General features: G+C 60.3%; 21 protein-coding genes. 13 read left to right on the top strand and 8 right to left on the bottom strand.

Features of this window, described 5'->3' with window-relative positions; translation table 11 throughout:
• Positions 1-45: 45 nt before the first annotated feature.
• Both HHJ17_RS11820 and HHJ17_RS11815 read right to left on the bottom strand, forming a co-directional pair.
• On the bottom strand, positions 46-504 hold the full coding sequence (locus HHJ17_RS11820; protein WP_296499411.1) for a YbhB/YbcL family Raf kinase inhibitor-like protein: 459 nt from the start codon (positions 502-504) through the stop codon (positions 46-48).
• Positions 505-690: 186 nt separating this feature from the next.
• Positions 691-3,669: a DNA topoisomerase III gene (locus tag HHJ17_RS11815; RefSeq protein ID WP_296505924.1), complete on the bottom strand. Its 2,979-nt coding sequence runs from the start codon at positions 3,667-3,669 to the stop codon at positions 691-693.
• 111 nt (positions 3,670-3,780) lie between these two features.
• Here HHJ17_RS11815 and HHJ17_RS11810 point away from each other — a divergent pair, with 111 nt between their 5' ends.
• From HHJ17_RS11810 to HHJ17_RS11800, 3 genes are read left to right on the top strand one after another with little or no spacing between them, the layout of a single operon-like run.
• On the top strand, positions 3,781-4,263 hold the full coding sequence (locus HHJ17_RS11810; protein ID WP_296499173.1) for an SET domain-containing protein-lysine N-methyltransferase: 483 nt from the start codon (positions 3,781-3,783) through the stop codon (positions 4,261-4,263).
• Positions 4,264-4,271: 8 nt separating this feature from the next.
• On the top strand, positions 4,272-5,084 hold the full coding sequence (locus HHJ17_RS11805; protein WP_296505923.1) for a biotin--[acetyl-CoA-carboxylase] ligase: 813 nt from the start codon (positions 4,272-4,274) through the stop codon (positions 5,082-5,084).
• Between the two features lie 33 nt (positions 5,085-5,117).
• Complete coding sequence (locus tag HHJ17_RS11800) at positions 5,118-5,774, top strand: SPOR domain-containing protein (protein ID WP_296505921.1); 657 nt, start codon at positions 5,118-5,120, stop codon at positions 5,772-5,774.
• Positions 5,775-5,776: 2 nt separating this feature from the next.
• Here HHJ17_RS11800 and HHJ17_RS11795 read toward each other — a convergent pair whose 3' ends face one another.
• The 3 genes from HHJ17_RS11795 to HHJ17_RS11785 all read right to left on the bottom strand — a co-directional run bounded on the left by HHJ17_RS11795 (position 5,777) and on the right by HHJ17_RS11785 (position 8,512).
• On the bottom strand, positions 5,777-7,234 hold the full coding sequence (locus tag HHJ17_RS11795; RefSeq protein ID WP_296505919.1) for a sensor histidine kinase: 1,458 nt from the start codon (positions 7,232-7,234) through the stop codon (positions 5,777-5,779).
• Between the two features lie 45 nt (positions 7,235-7,279).
• Entirely contained in the window at positions 7,280-7,954 is a 675-nt protein-coding gene (locus HHJ17_RS11790) for a response regulator transcription factor (protein WP_296499184.1), read from the bottom strand.
• An 84-nt stretch (positions 7,955-8,038) separates the two neighbouring features.
• Positions 8,039-8,512, bottom strand: coding sequence for a MarR family transcriptional regulator (locus HHJ17_RS11785; protein WP_296505917.1), 474 nt, complete (start codon positions 8,510-8,512; stop codon positions 8,039-8,041).
• 153 nt (positions 8,513-8,665) lie between these two features.
• On the opposite strand from HHJ17_RS11785, the gene recA reads away from it, so the two are divergent.
• Both recA and recX read left to right on the top strand, forming a co-directional pair.
• Positions 8,666-9,760 (top strand): recombinase RecA, encoded by a 1,095-nt coding sequence (recA, locus tag HHJ17_RS11780; RefSeq protein ID WP_296505916.1) that lies wholly within the window; start codon positions 8,666-8,668, stop codon positions 9,758-9,760.
• A 90-nt stretch (positions 9,761-9,850) separates the two neighbouring features.
• Positions 9,851-10,300, top strand: a complete 450-nt coding sequence (recX, locus tag HHJ17_RS11775) for a recombination regulator RecX (RefSeq protein WP_296505914.1) — start codon at positions 9,851-9,853, stop codon at positions 10,298-10,300.
• A 75-nt stretch (positions 10,301-10,375) separates the two neighbouring features.
• Here recX and argC read toward each other — a convergent pair whose 3' ends face one another.
• The gene (argC, locus tag HHJ17_RS11770) at positions 10,376-11,311 is read right to left on the bottom strand and encodes an N-acetyl-gamma-glutamyl-phosphate reductase (RefSeq protein WP_296505912.1); all 936 of its coding nucleotides are present in this window, start codon (positions 11,309-11,311) and stop codon (positions 10,376-10,378) included.
• A gap of 189 nt (positions 11,312-11,500) precedes the next feature.
• Between argC and sucC the strand changes: the two genes are divergently transcribed.
• The 7 genes from sucC to HHJ17_RS11735 all read left to right on the top strand — a co-directional run bounded on the left by sucC (position 11,501) and on the right by HHJ17_RS11735 (position 20,730).
• Positions 11,501-12,670 carry an ADP-forming succinate--CoA ligase subunit beta gene (gene sucC, locus HHJ17_RS11765; RefSeq protein ID WP_296499196.1) on the top strand — a complete coding sequence of 390 codons (1,170 nt, stop codon included), beginning with the start codon at positions 11,501-11,503 and terminating at the stop codon, positions 12,668-12,670.
• 9 nt (positions 12,671-12,679) lie between these two features.
• Positions 12,680-13,576, top strand: coding sequence for a succinate--CoA ligase subunit alpha (gene sucD, locus HHJ17_RS11760; protein ID WP_296499198.1), 897 nt, complete (start codon positions 12,680-12,682; stop codon positions 13,574-13,576).
• Positions 13,577-13,700: 124 nt separating this feature from the next.
• Positions 13,701-14,396 carry a TerC family protein gene (locus tag HHJ17_RS11755; RefSeq protein WP_296499202.1) on the top strand — a complete coding sequence of 232 codons (696 nt, stop codon included), beginning with the start codon at positions 13,701-13,703 and terminating at the stop codon, positions 14,394-14,396.
• A 73-nt stretch (positions 14,397-14,469) separates the two neighbouring features.
• The gene (locus HHJ17_RS11750) at positions 14,470-16,860 is read left to right on the top strand and encodes a serine/threonine-protein kinase (protein WP_296499205.1); all 2,391 of its coding nucleotides are present in this window, start codon (positions 14,470-14,472) and stop codon (positions 16,858-16,860) included.
• A 6-nt stretch (positions 16,861-16,866) separates the two neighbouring features.
• Positions 16,867-17,655 (top strand): Stp1/IreP family PP2C-type Ser/Thr phosphatase, encoded by a 789-nt coding sequence (locus HHJ17_RS11745; RefSeq protein ID WP_296505911.1) that lies wholly within the window; start codon positions 16,867-16,869, stop codon positions 17,653-17,655.
• 45 nt (positions 17,656-17,700) lie between these two features.
• Positions 17,701-18,354: an FHA domain-containing protein gene (locus tag HHJ17_RS11740; protein WP_296505909.1), complete on the top strand. Its 654-nt coding sequence runs from the start codon at positions 17,701-17,703 to the stop codon at positions 18,352-18,354.
• Between the two features lie 9 nt (positions 18,355-18,363).
• Complete coding sequence (locus tag HHJ17_RS11735; RefSeq protein ID WP_296505908.1) at positions 18,364-20,730, top strand: ATPase, T2SS/T4P/T4SS family; 2,367 nt, start codon at positions 18,364-18,366, stop codon at positions 20,728-20,730.
• Positions 20,731-20,740: 10 nt separating this feature from the next.
• On the opposite strand, the gene HHJ17_RS11730 is transcribed toward HHJ17_RS11735, so the two are convergent.
• Complete coding sequence (locus HHJ17_RS11730) at positions 20,741-21,058, bottom strand: type II toxin-antitoxin system RelE/ParE family toxin (RefSeq protein WP_296505906.1); 318 nt, start codon at positions 21,056-21,058, stop codon at positions 20,741-20,743.
• Positions 21,055-21,327 carry a type II toxin-antitoxin system Phd/YefM family antitoxin gene (locus tag HHJ17_RS11725; RefSeq protein ID WP_296505905.1) on the bottom strand — a complete coding sequence of 91 codons (273 nt, stop codon included), beginning with the start codon at positions 21,325-21,327 and terminating at the stop codon, positions 21,055-21,057. The genes HHJ17_RS11730 and HHJ17_RS11725 overlap by 4 nt, the downstream gene beginning before the upstream one ends.
• A gap of 54 nt (positions 21,328-21,381) precedes the next feature.
• Between HHJ17_RS11725 and HHJ17_RS11720 the strand changes: the two genes are divergently transcribed.
• A complete protein-coding gene (locus HHJ17_RS11720) occupies positions 21,382-21,690 on the top strand; it encodes a type II toxin-antitoxin system prevent-host-death family antitoxin (protein WP_366557540.1) in 309 nt (102 codons plus the stop codon).
• The last annotated feature ends 42 nt before the right edge of the window (positions 21,691-21,732 follow it).

Below are 21,732 nucleotides of genomic sequence, written 5' to 3'. Positions count from 1 at the left end.
GGGCTACAGCCCTATTTCATCTGTAAGAATGGTTGGGGCGACCGTTTACTTGGCCTTGGGCCGAGCGTACTTGGCGGTGAAGCTGGCCTTGCCCAGGCTGTTGCCGTGGATCATGAAGCCGGTCAGGGCCGCGGTGGCATCGGCGGGCACCTCCAGTTTGTCTTTCAGTGCGTACACGGTGAAGAGGTAGCGGTGCGGCTTGTCGCCCTGCGGCGGGCAGACGCCGCCCCAGCCGGCCACGCCGTAGTCGATGCGGGCGTGGCTTGCCCCACTCGGCAGATTGGCGCCGCCGACCGCACCGGCGTTGGCGGCGAGCGCGCTCACCTCGGCCGGGATGTTGATCACCATCCAGTGCCACCAGCCGGAGCCGGTCGGCGCGTCCGGGTCGTACACGGTCACGGCAAACGCCTTGGTGTTTGGGGGGGCGCCGCGCCACTGCAGCGCGGGCGACTGGTTGTCGCCGGCGCAGCCGAAGCCATTGAACTCGAAGCGGGCCGGGATCATGCCGTTGGCCTTGATGTCGGGGCTGCTCAGCGTAAAGCCGGCGCCGTGGCTCAGGGTGACGGCGCCGAGCAGGGCGGCGGCCAGAAGGATCGGTTTCATGCGGGGCTCCTGAAGGTGGAAACTTCAGGATGGTACGAACCTGCGTGCCTGCCCTGTTGCGCCACATCAAGTGCGGCGCAACCGCCCTCAGCTCAGGTGCTTGCCCACAATGCCCGCCAGTTCAAACATCGTCACCTGCGGCTTGCCAAACACCGCCAGCAGTTTGGCGTCGGCGTTGATGGCGCGTTTGTTGGCCGCGTCTTGCAGGCTGTTGGCCTTGATGTAGTCCCACAGCTTCTTGATGACTTGCGGCCGTGCCACGGCCTCCGGCCCAATGACCGCGGCCAGGGCTTCACTCGGGGTCAGGCCGGCGGCAGGTGTTTTGGTCGCCGTTTTCCGTGGCGTCTTGACCGCTGCCGTTTTGCTTGCAGCTTTCTTTGCCGGTGCTTTTTTGGCTGTAGCCCCCGTCGTTGCTGCGCGAGCAGCTCCTGTTTTGGTAGTGCCGGCAGCCTTGGCCGCCGGTTTGGCGGCGGTCTTGCGTGGCGGGAACTTGCTCGGGGCGAACTCAAAGTTGACCTTGCCAGCCTCGGCGTCCCACGCCAGCATGGCCTTGAAGCCGCGCCGGGTGCGCATTGAGACAAATTTGTCCAGCAGATCGGTCTTGCCGGTCGCCAGCAGCTTGCTCATTTGCTCACGCTCGATCGGTTGCTGCAGGATGATCTGGCCGCTCTTGAAGTCGCAACTCGGCGTGGGCTGCGCCAGGGTCGGCACTGCTTTTTCGCACACGTAGTTTTTGCCGTGCTCGAACACCGCGCTGCCGCATTTGGGGCAGGCGCCCAGCGCTTGCTGGCCGCTGAAGTCGATCAGCTCGCCGGACTCTTCGCCCTTCTTGTCGTCGCCAAAGTCAAATTCGAGCTTGTAGTTCTTGGTCTCTTCGTCGAACTTGATGACCATCTCGGCGGTGAACGGCCAGCCGGCCTTGGATCGGAAGCCGTCCAGTGGCCCGATTTTTTTGTCGCGCAGGAATTGTTCCACTTCCGCCACCTCAAAGGTGCGACCGGCCGGGGTTTTGCCGAAGGAGAAGCCGCAGCCTTCTTCCGTGCCGGTTTTGCCGGTGCAGGTGTAGCGGCGGTAGTTTTCTTTGACGATGCCGCCGCAATTGGGGCAGGGGCTGCTGAGCGTGGCGTAGTCACCGGGGATGGTGTCGCGGTCGTATTCCTTGGCTTTCTTCACCATGCGCTCGGTCATGGCGGCAATCTCGGCCATGAAAGATTCGCGGCTCAGTTTGCCTTGTTCCATCTGCGCCAGTTTGTATTCCCACTCACCGGTGAGCTCGGCCTTGGACAGTTCTTCCACCCCCAGGCCGCGCAACAGCGTCATCAGCTGGAACGCCTTGGCGGTCGGGATCAGCTCGCGGCCTTCGCGCAGCATGTATTTTTCGGCAATCAAGCCTTCAATGATGCTGGAGCGGGTGGCCGGTGTGCCCAGCCCTTTTTCCTGCATCGCCTGGCGCAGTTCGTCGTCTTCCACCGTTTTGCCGGCGCCTTCCATGGCGCCCAGCAGGGTCGCTTCCGAGTAGCGGGCGGGGGGGCGGGTTTTCAGGGCTTTCGGGTCGACCGCTTGGGCGTTGACCAGTTCACCGGGCTTGACCGGCACCAGGTTGCCGGCGCTCTTGTCGCCGTTGTCGGGTTGCTCGGCTGCGGCTTCCTTGCCGTAAATGGCCAGCCAGCCCGGTTTCACCAGCACTTTGCCTTCGGTCTTGAAGCTGTGGCCGACCGCGGTTGAAATGCGCGTGGTGATCTGGTACTCGGCACTCGGGAAGAACACCGCCATGAAGCGACGCACCACCAGGTCATAAATCTTTTGCTCGGTCTCGCTCAGGCCGCTCGGGGCTTGCAGCGTCGGGATGATGGCAAAGTGATCACTGACCTTGGCGTTGTCAAAAATGCGTTTGCTGGGGCGGATGTAGTTGCCCGCAAGCGCAGTGGCGGCGTGCGGTGCCAGGTGTTTCATGCCGCTGTCGGCCAGCATCTCGAAGGTCTGCTTGACCACCGGCACGTAATCTTCCGGCAGGGCGCGCGAGTCGGTCCGCGGGTAGGTCAAGGCCTTGTGACGTTCGTACAGGCTTTGCGCGATCGACAGCGTGGTCTTGGCGGAAAAACCGAATTTGCCGTTGGCCTCGCGCTGCAGGCTGGTCAGGTCGAACAGCAAGGGCGACGCCTGGGTGGTGGGTTTGCTTTCTTCGGTGACGGTGGCCTTCTGGCCGCGCACCGCGTCGGCAATCGCCTTTGCTTCAAAGGGGGTCCAGAGGCGGTCGGCCTTCAGTTCGGCGTCCATCTCGTCGGTGTTGCCGGCGGCGGCATTGGCGGCCGCCTTCTTCCACTTGGGGTCAAACCATTTGGCGTTGTAGTCGCCGGCCTGCGCCGCAAAAGTGGCGTGCACTTCCCAATAGTCGCGGCTGATGAACTTGCGGATTTTTTCTTCGCGCTCCACCACCACGCTCAACGTGGGCGTTTGCACCCGGCCCACCGTGGTCAAAAAGAAGCCGCCATCGCGCGAGTTGAACGCCGTCATGGCGCGGGTGCCGTTGATGCCGACCAGCCAGTCGGCTTCCGAGCGGCAACGCGCGGCGTCGGCCAGCGGCAGCATCTGGGCGTTGCTGCGCAGGGCGCCAAAGCCGTCGCGAATCGCTTGCGGTGTCATCGACTGCAGCCACAGGCGGCTGACTGACTTGCCCAGTGGCTTGGCGCCACCGGCGTATTGCTCGATCAGGCGAAAGATCAGCTCCCCCTCGCGGCCCGCATCGCAGGCGTTGATGAGTTTGTCCACGTCTTTGCGCTTGGCGAGCCGGACGATGGCATTGAGCCGCGTCTTGGTCTTGTCCATCGGCTTCAAATCGAAGTACGGTGGAATCACCGGCAGGTGGGCAAAGCTCCATTTGCCGCGCTTGACGTCAAACTCTTCCGGCGCCTGGATTTCCACCAGGTGACCGACGGCACTGGTGACGACGTACTGGTCGTTCTCAAAATGCTCGTCATGTTTTTCGAACTTGCCCGCCACGGGCGTGAGCGCCTTGACGATGTCTTGCGCGACAGAAGGCTTCTCGGCGATTACTAATGTTTTCATCTGACTACAATCCAGTTTCTCGCGGGCGCACAGGCGCACGCACACACAGGTGAGCGCGCACACACGCGCCCATACGAGTTCACCATACCAAATTTTTTGCCCAGTTCCCAAATGAGCCAAAAAGCCGCAGCCGCCGCCAGTCATCGCCGCATTCAAACCCGTCGCTCTGGCGTACACGGCAAAGGCGTGTTTGCCGTGCAGGATATCGCCGAAGGCGAAACCATCATCGAGTACGTGGGCGAAATCATCAGCTGGACCGAGGCGCAAGCGCGTCACCCGCATGATCCGCAGGATCCGAATCACACGTTTTATTTTCACATTGACGAGCACCGCGTGATTGACGCCTTGTTTGGCGGCAACTCGTCGCGCTGGATCAACCATGCCTGCGCCCCGAACTGCGAAGCCGACGAGCAAGGCGGGCGCATCTTCATCAAGGCCCTGCACAACATCCAGGCCGGCGAAGAGCTCAACTATGACTACGGCCTGATCATCGAGGCGCGTTACACGCCCAAGCTCAAGGCCGAATACCCGTGCTGGTGCGGCGCCACTAACTGCCGCGGCACGCTGCTGGCCCCCAAACGCGGCCGCCGCTGAGCAAGACCATGAGCAGTCCAATACGCTGGCCGGCAGAGGCAATCTGGGAGGCCGTGGTGGCGGACCTGCCGGGCTTCACGGTCGAAGTGTTGCCGCAGATCGATTCGACCAACACCGAGTTGATGCGCCGCGCCCGCGCCGGCCATCTGGAGCCCGTGCTGCTGGTGGCCGAACAGCAAACCGCCGGCCGTGGCCGGCTGGGGCGCCAATGGTTCAGTGGGCTGGAGGCCAGCGTGGGGGCAACAACATCTTCGTTGACGTTTTCACTGGGCTTGCCTCTGGCGCCGCGTGACTGGTCGGGGCTGTCGCTCGCCGTGGGGGTCAGCGTGGCGCAGAGCCTGCATCCCGATTTGCGCTTGAAGTGGCCCAATGATATTTGGCTGAATGACTGCAAGCTGGCCGGTATTCTGATCGAGACCGCCAATGTGGGCGACATGCCCGGCGCGCGCTATGCCGTGGTGGGCGTGGGCATCAACATCAAGGCGCGTGACGCCACCGGTCTGGCGACGCCACCGGCCTGGCTGCAGGAAGTCTTGCCGGGCATCGATGCGCCGCAGGCGCTGTTGCGGCTTGCCGCGCCGCTGGTGCAGGCCATCAAGGCGTTTGAGGCGCACGGGTTTGCGCCGTTTCAGACCCGCTTCAATGAGCGGGACGCGCTGGGCGGCCTGACGGTGACCCTGAGCGACGGCACCAGCGGGATTGCGCAGGGGGTGGACGGCGTTGGCGCCTTGCAGGTGCAGACGGCGCAGGGGCTGCAAAAAATCACCAGCTCCGAGGTCAGCGTGCGCCCCCTGGCGCCGCCGCCCTACGAACAGCTCTAGCCTTCCTTCATTCCCTGGACCTTTTCAACACTCATGTTGCGATTTATTGTTCTGGCCCTGGTGCTGCTCAACGGCCTCTATTTCGCCTGGTCACAAGGTTTTTTGCGGGCCTATGGTTTTGCGCCGGCACAGCAGAGCGAGCCGCAACGGCTGGGTCAGCAGATCCGGCCGGATGCGGTGCGGCTGCTGACGGCGCAAGAGCTGAGCCAGTCGGAGGCGCCGCGTGCCGCCGGCAAGCCGACCGCCTGTCTGCAGGCCGGGTTGTTTGATGCGACCCAGAGTGCGCAGTTGCGCCGCACGCTGGCGGTCACCTTGCCGGCCGGTAGCTGGACGCTGGAGGAGACGCTGGAGCCGGCGCGCTGGATTGTCTACATGGGCAAATACGCCAACGCCGAGGAGTTGGCCAAAAAACGTGCCCAGTTGGCCTCCCTGAACCTGAAGTTTGAGCCCCTGACCAACCCAGCGCTGGGCTTGGGACTGTCATTGGGCGGGTTCAACACGCAGGCGGCGGCCACGGCCGCCCTTGATGCTTTCAGCCGGCGCGGTGTACGCACCGCACGCGTGGTGCAGGAGCGCGAGGAGGTGAGTGGCACCCTGTTGCGGCTGCCGGCGGCCGATGAGGCCCTGCGGGCCCGCTTGGACGAGTTGAAGCCGGTGATGGCGGGCAAAGCGTGGAGCCCGTGCCGTTGACCCTAGGCGGCAGGGACGTCAGCGCTTGATTCGGCCACAAAACGCACGCTGAAGCGAGCCCCTGGCGGCAGCTGCCCGGGCCGGGTGTCCTCCATGGTGATGGTGGCGTTGTGCTGATGGGCGATTTTCATGACGATCGGCAAGCCTAGCCCGGAGCCATCGGCTTCGGTGCCGAGGGCGCGGTAGAACGGCTGGAAGATCAGTTCCCGCTCGGCTTCCGGCACGCCGGGCCCGGAGTCCTCGACCTGCAGCACCAGCGTCTTGCCAAAACGGTCGATCAGCACCCGCGCGGTGATCACGCCCGGCGTTTCCAGGCTGGACGGGGTGTAATTGATGGCGTTGTCCACCAGGTTGCGAATCAGTTCCTTGAGCAGGGTGGGATTGCCCGCGAACTGGCCGCCTTCGGTGTCGGGTTGTGCGCCTTCATAACCCAGGTCAATGTGTTTTTCAATCGCCCGTGGCACGCAGTCGCGCACCACCGCCATGGTCAGGTCGGCCAGGTCACAACTGGTGCGCGGCATCGCGGCGCCGCTGCTCTCCGCCCGCGCCAGCGCCAGTAACTGGTTGACGGTGTGGGTCGCCCGGATACTGGCGCGGCCAATTTGGCGCAACGATTGTTTCAGATCTTCGGTATTGGCCCCTTCGCGTTGCGCCAGATCCGCCTGCATGCGCAAGCCCGCCAGCGGCGTCTTGAGCTGGTGCGCGGCGTCGGCCAGAAAGCGCTTTTGGGTCGCGATGGAGTCTTTCAGCCGCATCAAGAGATCGTTCACCGAATAGACCAGCGGGGCAACCTCCAGCGGCACCGCCTGGGCGTCAATCGGACTCAAATCATCCGGGTTGCGGGCGCGGATGCGTTCTTCCAGCTGGTTCAGCGGTTTGATCGCCTGCACCAACGCCAGCCAGACCAGCAGCACCGCCATCGGCAGGATGACAAACTGCGGCAGCATGACGCCCTTGACAATCTCCGTCGCCAGCACCGAGCGTTTTTCCATGGTCTCTGCCACCTGCACCAGCGCTGGTTTGGCGCCCGGCAGGTTGAGTTTGATCCAGGTGTAGGCGACCTTGACGTCAATACCGTGGACTTCGGCATCGCGGAGGCGGACTTCGCCGAACACGGCTTTTTCTTCTTCCGGCGGCAGCGGCAGGTCCCGCTCGCCACTCAGGAGCTCGCCACGCGAGCCCAGCACCTGGTAGTAGACCGTGTCCGAGTCATCGGCGCGCAGCAGTTCGCGGGCGGGCAACGGCAGGTTGAATTGCGCCCGGTTGTTGCTGACCGTGACCAACTGCGCCAGCGCCCCGACGTTGTATTCCAGCGCCCGGTCAAACGGTTTGCCGGCAATGCTCTGCGCCACCAGCCAGGTCAGCACCAGACTGACGGGCCACAGCAGCAGCAGCGGCGTCAGCATCCAGTCCAGGATTTCACCGAACAGGGAGCGCTGTTCGCGGTGGAAGATATTCACGGCGTGGCGGTCACGACAGCCACAGCGGCAAGCGTGGGGTCATGTTCAGTTCGGGATCTTTTCCAGGCAGTAACCCAAGCCCCGCACCGTGGCAATCCGGATGGGTCCTTTTTCTATTTTTTTGCGCAGGCGGTGGATGTAGACCTCGATTGCGTTGTTGCTGACCTCTTCGCCCCACTCGCACAGCCGCTCCACCAGCTGGTCTTTGCTCACCAGGCGACCGGCGCGCTGCAGCAGCACTTCCAGCAAGCCCAGTTCACGCGCTGACAGTTCGACCATGACGCCGTCGATGGTGGCGACCCGGCCGCCCTGGTCGTAGATCATGGGGCCGTGCTTGATGGTGCTGCTGGCAGCACCCATGCCGCGCCGACTCAAAGCGCGCACCCGCGCCTCCAGCTCCTGCAGGCTGAAGGGCTTGGCCATGTAATCATCGGCGCCATAGTCCAGGCCTTTGACGCGCTCTTCCACGCTGTCCGCGGCGGTCAGGATCAGCACCGGCAGCGAGGAGCCGCGGGCCCGGAGCTTTTTCAGCACCTCCAGTCCGTGCATCTTGGGCAGGCCCAAATCCAGAATCAACAAGTCGAATTCGGTGTTGGTCATGAGCGCGGCATCGGCTTCCGAACCGCTGGCGACATGGTCCACCGCCGCGCCCGAACTGCGCAGCGTGCGCAGCAAGCCGTCGGCCAAGACCTGGTCATCTTCTGCAATCAGAATTCGCATGGTTGTCCCCTTTTGTGGATGAACACCGGATGCCGGCATTCTCGTTTTTGGTAATTTTAGGCCGACACGTCTCCGGGGCGACCTTCACGCCGCATAAGCCTCCAGTCCGATGGCGATGACGGTGGCCACCTCGGCCCCCACCGCCGCGCGCAACTCCTCTTCGGCCTGCGCCACCGCTTGCCGGTAAGCCTGTAACCAAGCCAGCCCAACGGGGGTAAACACAATGCGCCGGGCGCGGGCATCCCGGAGGTCATCCTGGCGCGTGACCAGACCCCAGGCTTCACATTGATCAACGAGTTTGCCCATGGCTTGTTTGGTCATGTTGGCGCGCTGGGCCAGCTCGCTCAGACGGGAGCCATCAAGGGCCAGATGCCGGGTGATGTGGATGTGGGAGGCGCTCAAACGCCCGCGCGCCGCCAGGTTGGACAGTGCCAACGGGACGTCTTCATTGCGGGCCATCAGGGACAGCACGCGGGCGTCAAAGCGCAGCAGGGCCTGGCTCATCCAGTGTCCCAGGTGCGCTTGGCGCCAGCCATCTGGCAGGGAAGTATCCAACATGGCGTAAATGGTAAGCCAAATTGACTAAAAAATCTATTTACAGATTTAAACCACAAGATAAACTACTGTTCAAGCATCCAGCCTGTTGTTAACAACAGAGGGTGCGCCAGGTTGAAGCCCCGATTTAAGTAATTGATATTCAAGGAGATTTTCATGGACGCACCCGTTAAAGCCCAGACCCCGGTGAATGCCGAAAAAGCCAAGGCCCTGCAAGTCGCGCTGGCCCAGATTGAAAAACAGTTTGGCAAGGGCACCATCATGCGGCTGGGCGAGGGCGAGGTGATCGAGGACATCCAAGTGGTGTCGACCGGCTCGCTCGGACTGGACATCGCCTTGGGCGTCGGCGGTTTGCCGCGCGGCCGGGTGGTTGAAATTTACGGCCCGGAATCCAGCGGCAAGACCACGCTGACCTTGCAGGTGATTGCCGAGATGCAAAAAATCGGCGGCCAATGCGCGTTTGTCGACGCCGAGCACGCGCTCGACATCCAGTACGCCCAGAAGCTCGGCGTGAACCTGCAGGACTTGCTGATCAGCCAGCCCGACACCGGCGAGCAGGCGCTGGAAATTGTAGACAGCCTGGTGCGCTCCGGCGCGGTCGATCTGATCGTGGTTGACTCGGTGGCGGCCTTGACGCCCAAAGCCGAGCTGGAAGGCGAAATGGGCGACTCGCTGCCCGGCCTGCAGGCTAGGTTGATGAGCCAGGCGCTGCGCAAACTCACTGCCCATATCAAGAAGACCAACTGCATGGTGATCTTCATCAACCAGATCCGCATGAAGATCGGCGTCATGTTTGGCTCGCCCGAGACCACCACCGGCGGCAATGCGCTGAAGTTCTACGCCTCGGTGCGGCTGGACATCCGCCGCACCGGCACCATCAAAAAAGGTGACGAAGCCATCGGCAACGAAACCCGGGTCAAGGTCGTCAAGAACAAGGTGGCGTCCCCGTTCAAGACCGCCGAATTCGACATCCTGTTCGGCGAAGGCATCAGCCGCCACGGCGAGATCATCGACATGGGCGTCACCGCCAACATTCTGGACAAGTCGGGCGCCTGGTACGCCTACAACGGCGAAAAAATCGGCCAGGGCCGCGACAACGCGCGCGAGTTCCTGCGCGAAAACCCAGCCTTGTCGCTGGAAATTGAAAACAAGGTGCGTTTGTCGCTGGGCATTCCTTTGTTGCCGGGTGCGACGCCCGATGCCGCAGAGCCCGAAGCGAAGGCCAAAGTTTCAAGCAAAAAGACGGTCTAGCCCTCAGCGGTCCTGCGCAGAAAGCTATTGAAATAGTAGCAATCCTGCGCAGGCCACGACGGGCTGACACCTTGTTCGACGGAGACCCCCATGTCGTTTAGCCAGCCTTCTCTGAAAGGCCGCGCCTTGCGGCTGCTCAGCGGCCGCGAGCATTCGCGGGCCGAGCTGGAGCGCAAGCTAAAAAGCTATGAAGAAGAGCCCGGGTCGCTGGCGCAGGCGCTGGACGAACTGCAAGCCAAAGGCTTTATCAGCGAGCAGCGGGTGATTGAATCGGTCGTGCATCGCCGTGCGGCCAAGCTGGGCACGGCCCGCATCAAGCAAGAACTGCAAGGCAAGGGGCTGGACCCCGCCGCCGTCAGCGCCGCCTTGGTGGGCTTGAAGGCCACCGAGCATGAGCGGGCGCTGGCGGTCTGGCGCAAAAAGTTTGGGGCGCCGCCGGTGGACGCGTCAGCCGCTGCCAAGCAGATGCGTTTTCTGGCCGCACGCGGCTTCGGTGGTGATGTGATCCGGCGCGTGGTGGGCGGCGCGCATGATGACTGATTTATAACGAATCAGCCGCTAGCCCCCGTCTTACCTGTAGAATATGCTATAAATAATATAGCAATCAGAAGGCGGTTACAGCCCCAGCATCAGCTGCATGTTTTGCACCGCCGCACCGCTGGCGCCTTTGCCCAGGTTGTCGAGTCGGGCCACCAGCACGGCGTGGCGAAAGCCATCTTGCGCGCCCTGGTTGGCGAACACGCGCAGTTCCATCTTGTTGGTGTCCGCCAGCGCCACCGCGTCCAGCTTGTCGTCCGGCGTGGCCGGCTCGACGCTGACCCATTCGCTGCCGGCATAGTGCTGGGCCAGCGCGTCCTGCAAGTCGTGGGCGCTGGGCTGGCCGGGCAGCAGGTCCAGATGCAGCGGCAATTGCACCAGCATGCCCTGCTTGAAGTTGCCAACCGAGGGGATAAACACCGGGCGGCGCGTCAGGCCGGTGTAGGCCATGATCTCCGGCAGGTGCTTGTGCTTTAACCCCAAGCCATACAGCTCAAACGCCGGGGCTTCGCCTTTTTCATAAGCCTCGATCATGGGGCGTCCGCCACCCGAATAGCCGCTGATGGACGGCAAGGTGAGCGGGAAATCTTGAGGCAACAGGCCGGCATCAATGAGTGGCCGAATCAGCGCGATGGCGCCGGTGGCATAGCAGCCCGGATTGGCGACGCGGCGTGCTTGTGCCACCAACGCGCCGTGCCCCGCCACCAACTCGGGAAAGCCGAACACCCAGCCCGGTGCGGTGCGGTGGGCGGTGGAGGCGTCAATAATCTTGGGCCCAATTTGGCCGCTGGTCCTCGCCATGTCGTCAATCATGGCGACGGATTCAATCGCGGCCTCGTCGTGCAGGCAAAGTATCACCAGATCAACTTGGGCCATCAGGGCGCGCTTGGCCGCCGCGTCCTTGCGCAACTCGGGCGCAATGCTGACCAGTTCGATGCCGGGCATCGCTTGCAGACGCTCCCGAATTTGCAGGCCGGTGGTGCCGGCTTCGCCGTCAATGAATATCTTATGCATGGCTGAGTCTTCCTCGTCAGTTTCAATTCAGATCGTCACTCGATAATTATGAATTATTCAAGCGGCGAGCTGAACTGTTATTGGTGCGTTGCAGCATGATACAGTCCGAAGTTGCGTTGTCCAGTGCCCGCCACAGAGCAAAAAAGCTTGTGGCTGGATAAAAAATCACCCACTCCTGAGAGAGTCCCCATGAAGATTCACGAATACCAAGGCAAGGAAATCTTGCGTCAAGCTGGTGTACCGGTGCCACGCGGCATTCCGGCATTCACCGTCCAAGAAGCGGTGGAAGCCGCTCAAAAACTGGGCGGCCCGGTATGGGTTGTCAAGGCACAAATCCACGCCGGTGGCCGTGGCAAGGGCGGCGGCGTCAAGCTGGCCCGCTCGATCGACGAGGTCAAAAAGATCTCCGGTGAAATCTTGGGCATGCAGCTCATCACCCACCAAACCGGCCCCGAAGGCCAAAAAGTCCGCCGCCTGTTGATTGAAGACGGCGCTGACATCAAAAAAGAATACTACGTGTCGGCGGTGACCGATCGTGCCTCGCAACGCGTGGCCATGATTGTTTCCAGCGAAGGCGGCATGGACATTGAAGAAGTGGCCCATTCCACGCCTGAGAAAATCATCACCGAAATCGTTGACCCAGCACTCGGTCTGACCGATGCACAAGCCAAGATGCTGGCGGACAGCATTGGCGTGCCTGCCGGCTCAACCGCGCAAGCGATGGACGTGCTGCAAAAAGTCTACAAGGTGTACATGGACACCGACGCGTCGCTGGTCGAAATCAACCCCTTGATTCTCGAAGGCAACGGCGGCATCAAGGCGATTGACGCCAAGTTCAACTTTGACGCCAACGCCCTGTTCCGTCACCCGGAAATCGTGGCTTACCGCGATCTGGACGAAGAAGATCCGGCCGAAGTCGAAGCCAGCAAGTTTGACCTGGCTTACATCAGCCTGGACGGCGACATCGGTTGTCTGGTCAACGGTGCCGGTCTGGCCATGGCCACCATGGACACCATCAAGTTGTTCGGCGCTGAGCCGGCCAACTTCCTGGACGTGGGCGGCGGTGCCACCCCCGAGAAGGTCACGGAAGCCTTCAAGATCATGCTGAAAAACCCCAAGGTCAAGGCCATTCTGGTCAACATCTTCGGCGGCATCATGAAGTGCGACACCATCGCCACCGGCGTGATCACGGCTTGTAAAGCCACCAACCTGAATGTGCCGCTGGTCGTGCGCATGAAGGGCACCAACGAAGATTTGGGCAAGAAGATGCTGGCCGAGTCCGGTCTGCCCATCATCAGCGCGGACACCATGGCCGATGCAGCCCAAAAAGTGGTTGCTGCTGTTAAAGCTGCCGCATAAGGAAACATCATGTCAATTCTCATCAATAAAGACACCAAGGTCATCACCCAAGGCATCACCGGCAAGACCGGTCAATTCCACACTGAAAAGTGCCAGGAATACGCCAACGGCAAAGAATGTTTCGTCGCGGGTGTGAACCCCAAGAAAGCTGGCGAATCCATTTTTGGCATTCCAATCTTCGCCTCCGTCAAGGAAGCCGCCAAAGATACCGGCGCCACCGTGTCGGTTATTTACGTGCCGCCAGCCGGTGCTGCCGCCGCCATCTGGGAAGCCGTTGAGGCGGATCTGGACCTGGCGATCTGCATCACGGAAGGCATCCCGGTCCGCGACATGCTGGAACTGCGCAACAAAATGCGCGCCAAAGAAGCCGCTGGCGGCAAGAAGACCCTGCTGTTGGGACCCAACTGCCCCGGTTTGATCACGCCCGACGAAATCAAGATCGGCATCATGCCCGGTCATATTCACCGTGCCGGTCGCATTGGTGTGGTGAGCCGCTCCGGCACGCTGACCTATGAAGCCGTGGCTCAATTGACCGAAATCGGTCTGGGTCAGTCGACGGCGGTCGGTATTGGTGGCGACCCCATCAATGGCCTGAAGCACATCGACATCATGCGTGCCTTCAATGACGATCCGGACACCGACGCCGTCATCATGATTGGCGAAATTGGCGGCCCGGACGAAGCCGAAGCCGCTCGCTGGTGCAAGCTCAACATGAAGAAGCCGATTGTTGGCTTCATCGCCGGTGTGACTGCCCCTGCCGGCAAGCGCATGGGCCATGCCGGTGCCTTGATCTCTGGCGGCGCCGACACGGCGGATGCCAAGCTGGCAGTGATGGAAGAGTGTGGTTTCACGATCACGCGCAATCCGTCCGAAATGGCTAAATTGTTGAAGGCCTTGCTGAAGTAAGGCGCGACAGTTCACCCGGATGTGGCTGCTCATGGCGGCCATCTTCAAAAGCAAGCCGGATTTCCTGAGGGACAATCCGGCTTTGTTGTTTGTGTGCCTTCGGCATCACTAGAGAAAGAACACCGTGGAAGAATTCTTCACCGCCCATTTTTGGCTCGCTGTCGGTCAGATCATCATGATCGATATTTTGCTCGGGGGTGACAACGCCGTGGTGATCGCTTTGGCCTGCCGCCAGTTGCCGAAACAACTGCGCCTGAAGGGTATTTTGTGGGGCACCGCTGGCGCGATTGTGCTGCGTGTCATCCTCATCGCCTTCGCCTTGACCCTGCTGCAGGTGCCGTTTCTGAAGCTGGTGGGGGCTGCCTTGTTGCTGTGGATTGGCGTCAAGTTGCTGATCCCCGAAGAGGAAGGGCATTCCAATATTCAGGGCAGTGACCAACTGTGGTCAGCGGTCAAGACCGTGATCATTGCGGATTTGGTCATGAGCATTGATAACGTCATCGCCATTGCCGGCGTTGCAACCGGCGCCGGGGCTGACAATCAACTGGTGCTGGTGATTTTTGGCCTGCTGGTCAGTATTCCCATCATCATTTGGGGCAGCCAGCTGGTGCTCAAGCTGATGGACCGCTTTCCGGTCATCATCACGGTGGGCGGCATGTTGTTGGGCTGGATTGCGGGCAGCATGGCGCTGAGTGATCCCGCCGTGCGAGATTGGTTGCCGCAAACGGCGGTATGGAGTTATGGCTTGGGCCTGGCCGGTGCACTGGGGGTCTTGCTGGTGGGAAGCGTGCTGAAAAAGCGCACGGAAAAGACCGCCTGAACCGGTACGGTGGCAAGCAGCCAGACCCCGGCGCCCGCAAAGATGCTTTTTACTCAGACGGAGGGTCGGGCCCGTGACTAAATTCTCTTTACCTGGCTCGGGCTCTTTCTGGCGAGCCGATGGCCTGGCTGCTCTGGCGCTTGTGCTCGCGCTGGTCACGCTCCACATGACGAGCGACGTCTTTGACGGACTGGAGCGCCGCTTCTACGACTTTGCCAGCACCCGCAGCGCCCGACAGCCGTCCGACCAGATTGCCCTCATCGCCATTGATGACAAGAGCCTTGCCCGCATCGGTCGCTGGCCGTGGCCGCGCGACCTCCATGCCCGACTGATTGACCAGTTGGCGGAGGCGAAGGCAAACGTCATGGTGGATACGGGTTTCTTTTTTGAACCCGCGTCTGAGCGTGGCCTGCCTTTCCTTCACCAAATAAAGGGCCTGCTGGCCGCCAGCGAGGCGACTGGCACGCCATCTCCGCTCAATCAACAGTTGCTGGGAGTGATTGCCGAAGCCGAGGTGGCACTGGACACCGATCATCAGTTGGCCAGCAGCTTCCACACTGCGTCCAACGTCCTCATTCCCTCGTTGCTGACACCCGGACAGCAACCGATTGAGAGCCTCGCCACCGCCGTCGCCGGGATCGGTCATTTGAAGCAGTTACAGGATCTGGACGGTGTCGTGCGGCAGGAGGCGCTGTTGCTGAATAACGGGGGCCAAGCCGTGCCGTCCCTGGCGCTGCTGGCGGTCGCCCAGAGCTTCCATCTGACCGCCGACGATATCCAGTTCAATAAGAACGGGTCCGTGCAAATCGGCCAGCTGCGCCTCCGGACGGATGGCGCGGCGCGCCTGCTGCCGCAGTTTTATAAAGGACGTGACGGCCAGCCGGCCTTTGCACTGGACTCGTTTGCCGATGTGATGAGCGGGAAAATTCCAGCCTCCCGCTACGTCGACAAGATCGTGCTCATTGGCGTCACGGCGGCTGGCGTTGGTCCAGCGTGGGCGGTGCCTGGCCATCCGGCCTTGTCGTCGGTGGAAATTTTGGCGCACGTCACGTCCAGTATTTTGCAAGAGCATTTTGTGGTCCAGCCGGGCTGGGGGCGGTGGGCGACGTGGGGGCTGTTGCTGCTGGTTTGCGCCTACCTGATTGCTGTTTTGCCGCGCCTGCCAACAGGCAGGGCCGTCAGCGTCACCTTGTTGTCGTTCATGGCCTTGCTCGGCATGGAATTCGGCTTGCTGACCGGCATGGCCCTGTGGCTGCCGCTGGTTTTTCCGGCCATGCTGCTTGTCAGCGGGCATCTGGCCTTAACAATCAAGCGCTTCTTGCGGCCCGAGGTGGGCATGCCCACGGTGCAGGAAGAATCGACGGAGACCCACCGGATGATGGGGCTCGCCCTGCAGGGGCAGGGCCAGCTCGACATGGCGTTTGAGCACTTCCGCCGGGCTCCGGCGGGGGACGCTCTCATGGGTAATTTGTATGGTTTGGCGCTCGACTTTGAACGCAAGCGCCAGTTCAATATGGCTTCTGCAGTGCGTGAGCACATGACGGCCTTGCGCGCAGATCGCCAGGATGACGAGAACGTCAACCCCAAAGTGGATCCGGCTGAAAGCCCCTCAAAAATCGCCATGCTGGGTCGCTATCAACTGGAACGGGAACTGGGCAAGGGGTCGATGGGGGTGGTGTATCAGGGACGAGATCCCAAGATTGGACGCGTCGTGGCCATTAAAACCATGGCCTTGAGCGAGGAGTTTGCCGGCAAGGCGCTGGCGGACGCCCGGGAACGGTTTTTTCGTGAGGCCCAGACGGCTGGCCGCCTGCAGCACCCGAACATCGTCACGATCTATGACGCCGGTGAAGACCACGAGCTCGCCTACATTGCCATGGAGTTCCTCAATGGCCAAGACTTGACGCACTACTGCAAGAGCGGCCAGTTGCTCCCGGTTTCTACGGTGCTGAGCATTGTGGCGCGTATTGCCGAGGCACTTGGCTACGCCCATAAGCAGCAGGTGGTGCACCGCGACATCAAGCCCGCCAACATCATGTTTGATCTGGCACACGATGCGGTCAAGGTCACCGACTTCGGCATCGCGCGCATCACCGATGCAAGCAAGACCAGAACCGGCCTTGTGCTGGGAACGCCCAGTTTTATGTCGCCGGAGCAGTTGGCTGGCAAAAAGGTCGATGGCCGCACGGATCTTTACTCGCTGGGCGTCATGCTGTTCCAGATGCTCACGGGCGTGCTGCCTTTCCGGGCTGAATCCATGGCCGAGCTGATGCACAAAATTGCCAATGAAGAAGCACCCAGCCTGCGCAGCATTCACCCGGAGTTGCCGCAACGGCTGGAGAGTTTGATCGCCCGGTTACTCAGCAAGCGCCCAGAGGCGCGTTATCAAGACGGGGATCAATTGGCCCGCGACTTGCGGGCGGTATTATCGGGTGGCAATACCCGACCAGAAAATACAGCCTGACCCTTCATGAATTACACCTTTTCCGCGCAAACTGATCCGGGTCGGGTGCGGACGAACAATGAAGACGCCGTGGCTTTTGATGAGGTCACCCGCTTGTGTGTTTTGGCGGATGGCATGGGGGGCTACAACGCGGGCGAGATCGCCAGCGGCATGGCCACCGCGTTCATCAAGTCGGAATTGGTCCGCTGGTTATCCGAAGCCGGCCCCCAGGCCAATGCCGGGGTCGTCAGTCGCGCCATCGAAATTTGCGTGGACAACGCCAACCGCTCCATTTTTAATGCCGCCCACGCCAATCCCGCGTATGCGGGCATGGGAACCACCCTGGTGGTGGGTGTCTTTCAGGATGCCCAGCTGATGGTGGGTCATATCGGGGATTCGCGCTGCTACCGGTGGCGGGACAATCAGCTGGTGCAGATCACCAAGGACCACTCGCTCTTGCAGGAGCAGCTCGATGCCGGGTTCTTGACGCCGGAGCAGGCGGCCCTATCGCCCAATAAAAATCTGGTGACGCGGGCGCTGGGTGTCGACAATGAAGTGATGCTGGAGCTCCATGCGCATCATGTCGAGGCGGGTGATCTCTATTTGATGTGTTCCGATGGTCTTTCTGACATGATGGAAGATGCATCGATCGCAGAAATTTTGCAAAACGGAACGTCGCTGGATCAAATGTCGGAGGAACTGGTGTGCCAGGCCAACGAAAATGGCGGACGGGATAACATCACGGTATTGCTGATACAAGCCGCAGACACGCTTGCGAAGCGCGGATTAATAGCCAGATGGCTCGGAAATAAGTAATTTCATGCGATTTCCAATAACAAGTTTCAGGAACAGGAGTCGGTCATGCCGAAAATGATCGTATCGATTGACGGTGTTGTGATCAAGGAAGTCCAGATAACCAAGGACCGCACCACCTTGGGTCGTCGTCCCTACAACGATATCGTGATCGACAACCTGGCGGTCAGTGGCGAGCACGCGGTACTGCAGATGGAGGGCGGCGACGTCTATCTGGAAGACCTGAACAGCACCAACGGCACCTACGTGAATGGCAAAGCTGCCAAGAAGCAGTTGCTGCAGGATGGTGACACCGTCGAGGTGGGCAAGTACAAGATCAAGTTTGTCAACGACGCTACCAGCAGTAGCTATGACAAAGCGCCGGTGCTCAATGCCAGCGCGGGCGGCTTGACTGCCTCCTCTGCGCCGTCCTTGGCCCCTGCTCCTGCCGCGCCGGAACCGCTTCATGCCTCCATCAAGGTGATGTCAGGTGCCGCCGCTGGCCGTGAGGTGCAGTTAACCAAAGTGGTGACCACGATCGGTAAACCCGGTGTCGCCGTTGCCGCGATCACCCGGCGCCAGCGCAGTTTTTTTGTTCACCACGTCGAAGGCGCGGGCAATCCGGCGCTGAACGGGCTGCCGATCGGGGCGGAACCGGTTGCCCTGAAGAACGGCGACCTGATTGAGCTGGCCGGCACCCAAATGCAGTTTGTGCAGTCCTGATCTGGCTCGATGATTGAACCGCCCAAGTTACCTGCCGTCAAACGCGGCATGACGTTTGAGGCGCTGTTTTACAAGCAGCTGCAACACGTCACGGCCCGCATCCATGAGACCGAAAATGTCGAGCAGATCATGCTGGAGGCCAGCCACGATATCTGCAAACTTTTCAATGCCGATCGCCTGACGCTTTACGCCGTCAACGAAGATCAGACCTCCATTGTGTCCAAGGTCAAGACCGGTCTCAACAGCAGCCGCGACCTGATCTTGCCGATTACGCCGCAAAGCATTGCCGGTTACGTCGCCTACAGCAAACAGTTGCTGAACCTGCCCGACGTGTATGACGACGAGGCCCTCAAGCAGATCCACCCGGCCTTGACCTTTCTGAAAGAAGTGGACAAGCGCTCGGGCTACCGCACCCGCCAGATGCTGGTGGCGCCTATTCTGGAGGGCACTAAGCTGCATGGCGTGCTGCAGGTTATCAACAACAAAAGTGACCAACCTTTTGGTGAGCTTGAAGTCGAAGGCGTTGCCCAGTTGTGCAAGACGCTGGCAACCGCCATTCGGCAGCGCGTGCACAAGGCCGAAGTGGGCTTGCGGCGCAAGGCGACCAAGTACGATGGCCTGGTCGCCGATGGAGTGATCACGGCAGACGAGCTTCAGGAGTGCTGGCAGGGGGCGCGCAGTGAAGGCACCTCGGTTGAGCATATTTTGATGGCGCATTACAAAGTGCGGTCCGCCCAGATTGGTGCTTCACTGGCCAAGTTTTTTGGTGTGCCTTATGAGCCGTTCAGTTCTGGCCGTATTCGCTCGGAAATGCTGCATGGCTCACTCAAACGGGAGTTCATTGAAGAGCAGGGCTGGATCCCGCTGGAGGAGTCGCCCGAGGGGCTGGTCATCATGTGCGTGGACCCGGAAGCGGTGCGCGGTGCCCGGGTGGTGCCGCAGGTCTTCCCCCGCATCACCCGCTTTGCTTACCGGGTTACCACGCAAACCGAGTTTGCCGACACCCTGAAGCAAATCTTTGGGGTCGAGGTGGAAGGCGGCTCGATTGACGAACTGCTGGCCGACATGGATGGCGCCCCCATGGATGACAGCAACGACGACTCGCTGGAATCGGCGGCGGCGGACAACGAGCTGGTCAAGTTCGTCAACAAGGTCATCATTGACGCCTACCACCAGAAGGTATCGGACATTCACATCGAGCCGATGCCAGGCAAGCTTAAAACCGGCATCCGCTTTCGCATTGACGGTACCTTGCAACCGTATATCGAGGTACCCGCGCATTTTCGCCAGGCGATGGTGACGCGCCTGAAGATCATGTGCGATCTTGATATTTCAGAACGCCGCCGGCCGCAGGACGGCAAGATCAAGTTCAAAAAATACGGCCCGCTGGACATTGAACTGCGGGTGGCCACCATTCCGTCGGCCGGCGGTGTCGAAGACGTGGTGATGCGGATCCTGGCCGGTGGCGAGCCCATTCCGCTGGACAAGCTCGGTCTGACGCCGCACAACAAGGAGCGGGTTCTTCGGACCATCGAGAAACCTTACGGCTTGTTCTATGTCTGCGGCCCCACCGGTTCCGGCAAAACCACCACGCTGCACTCCATTCTCAAGCACCTCAACACGCCGGAAACCAAAATCTGGACGGCGGAAGACCCGGTCGAAATCACCCAAAAAGGACTGCGTCAGGTGCAGATCAACCGCAAAGCCGGCATTGACTTTGCCCTGGTCATGCGGGCCTTTTTGCGGGCCGACCCCGACATCATCATGGTCGGCGAATCACGCGATCAAGAAACGGTGGCGATGGGCGTGGAAGCCTCGCTCACCGGCCACCTGGTGTTCTCCACCCTGCACACCAACTCGGCGCCCGAGTCCATCACGCGTTTGCTGGACATGGGCATGGACCCCTTTAACTTTGCCGATGCGCTGTTAGGAATTTTGGCCCAGCGGCTGGCCAAAAAGCTGTGCGACTGCAAGGAGTCGTATGTGCCGGACGCAGAAGAATTGCGTCTGTTTGTCGCTGAATACGCCGATGAACTCCGGCACTCGGCTGCCTGGAAAACTGACGCTGAAGGTGAAACCCGAAGACTGATCGAGAGCTGGCATAAGGCCTATGACCAAGAGGGCCAACTCCGGTTTTACCGTCATGTTGGCTGCGACAAATGCAACAAGACCGGCTACAAAGGCCGCATCGGCCTGCACGAATTGCTGATCGCCTCCGACGACATCAAGAAGCTCATTCAGGAGCGCGCCCGCGTCGCCGAGATTTTTGCTGCCGCAGTAGAAGGCGGCATGCGCACCTTGAAGATGGACGGCATGGAAAAAATCATGTTGGGGCTGACGGACATCAAGATGGTGCGGCAGGTGTGCATCAAGTAATTTGGGCAAATTACCGCACAAGCCGTCGCATTAGAAAAGACTTCATATCTCGTCGCGAGTCAACAATGATGTGGATGTAGACCGTGTCCTGTCTCGTTTCATAAATGATGCGATTCATACCCGACAGTATCTGTCGGTATTGGCTCAGGTTGAGTGTTTCGAGCTCTTCGGGAATAGACCCAAGATAAGGAAAACTTGCTAAATTGCGGATGGATTCTTTTAGCTTGCCATAGGTTTTTTGCCATGTGTCATGCGAGAAGTTTTTAATGATGTAGCTTCGGAGTTCTTTCAAGTCATATTCCGCAGACGCCAGGATGACAATCTTCATTGGAGATCAGACTTATCGATGTTGGCAAATACATCCTCTGCATCTTGATACTTGCCTAGCTCCAGCTCACGGCTGCCAAGAGCCAAAATCTTTAGCAACGCCAGTGTATTTTCCCGCTCCTCAAAGCTCTTGACGTCAATGACTACCAGCGTGGCTTCGCCGTTTTGAGTAATGACCATCGGCTCACGACTTTCAGTGAGCTCTTTGACAATTTGTGCGGTGTGGCTTTTGAGATAGCTGATTGGCTTGATATGGGTGGAGAGTTTCATTAACGCTGCGCCTGCAAAAAGAGTAAAAACCGATTTTAGTCTTAATTAAGTTTTTTGAGGGAGGGCTTGCGCCTTGACAGGAACCTGACTGACTTGAGGCGCAACCCCAGTGGCATCCTTGAAGATGCGGGGGATTCGCCGGTTGCCGTTCTGAATCACAACAAGCCTGCGGCTTATCTGTTGTCGGCGAGAGCGTATGAAGCATTGCTGGATAAGTTGGAAGATTTTGAACTGACAAAGATCGTCAAAGAACGTCAAGGTAGCGAAACAGTAAAGGTCACGCTCCCTGATGGCCACCCAAATTCCCCCACTTGTGGCCACCTCAAATTCCCCCACCCCGAGCGCAGCGAGATGACGGGTTAAATCCCGCTGTTTCACAGCCTCGGTCAGTACCAGGCAGGACGT

It is taken from the genome of Rhodoferax sp., from assembly GCF_012927445.1.
Classification (GTDB): domain Bacteria; phylum Pseudomonadota; class Gammaproteobacteria; order Burkholderiales; family Burkholderiaceae_C; genus Rhodoferax.
The sequence above is the reverse complement of the archived record's forward strand: the minus strand, read 5'-3'. Positions and strand labels throughout refer to the sequence as shown.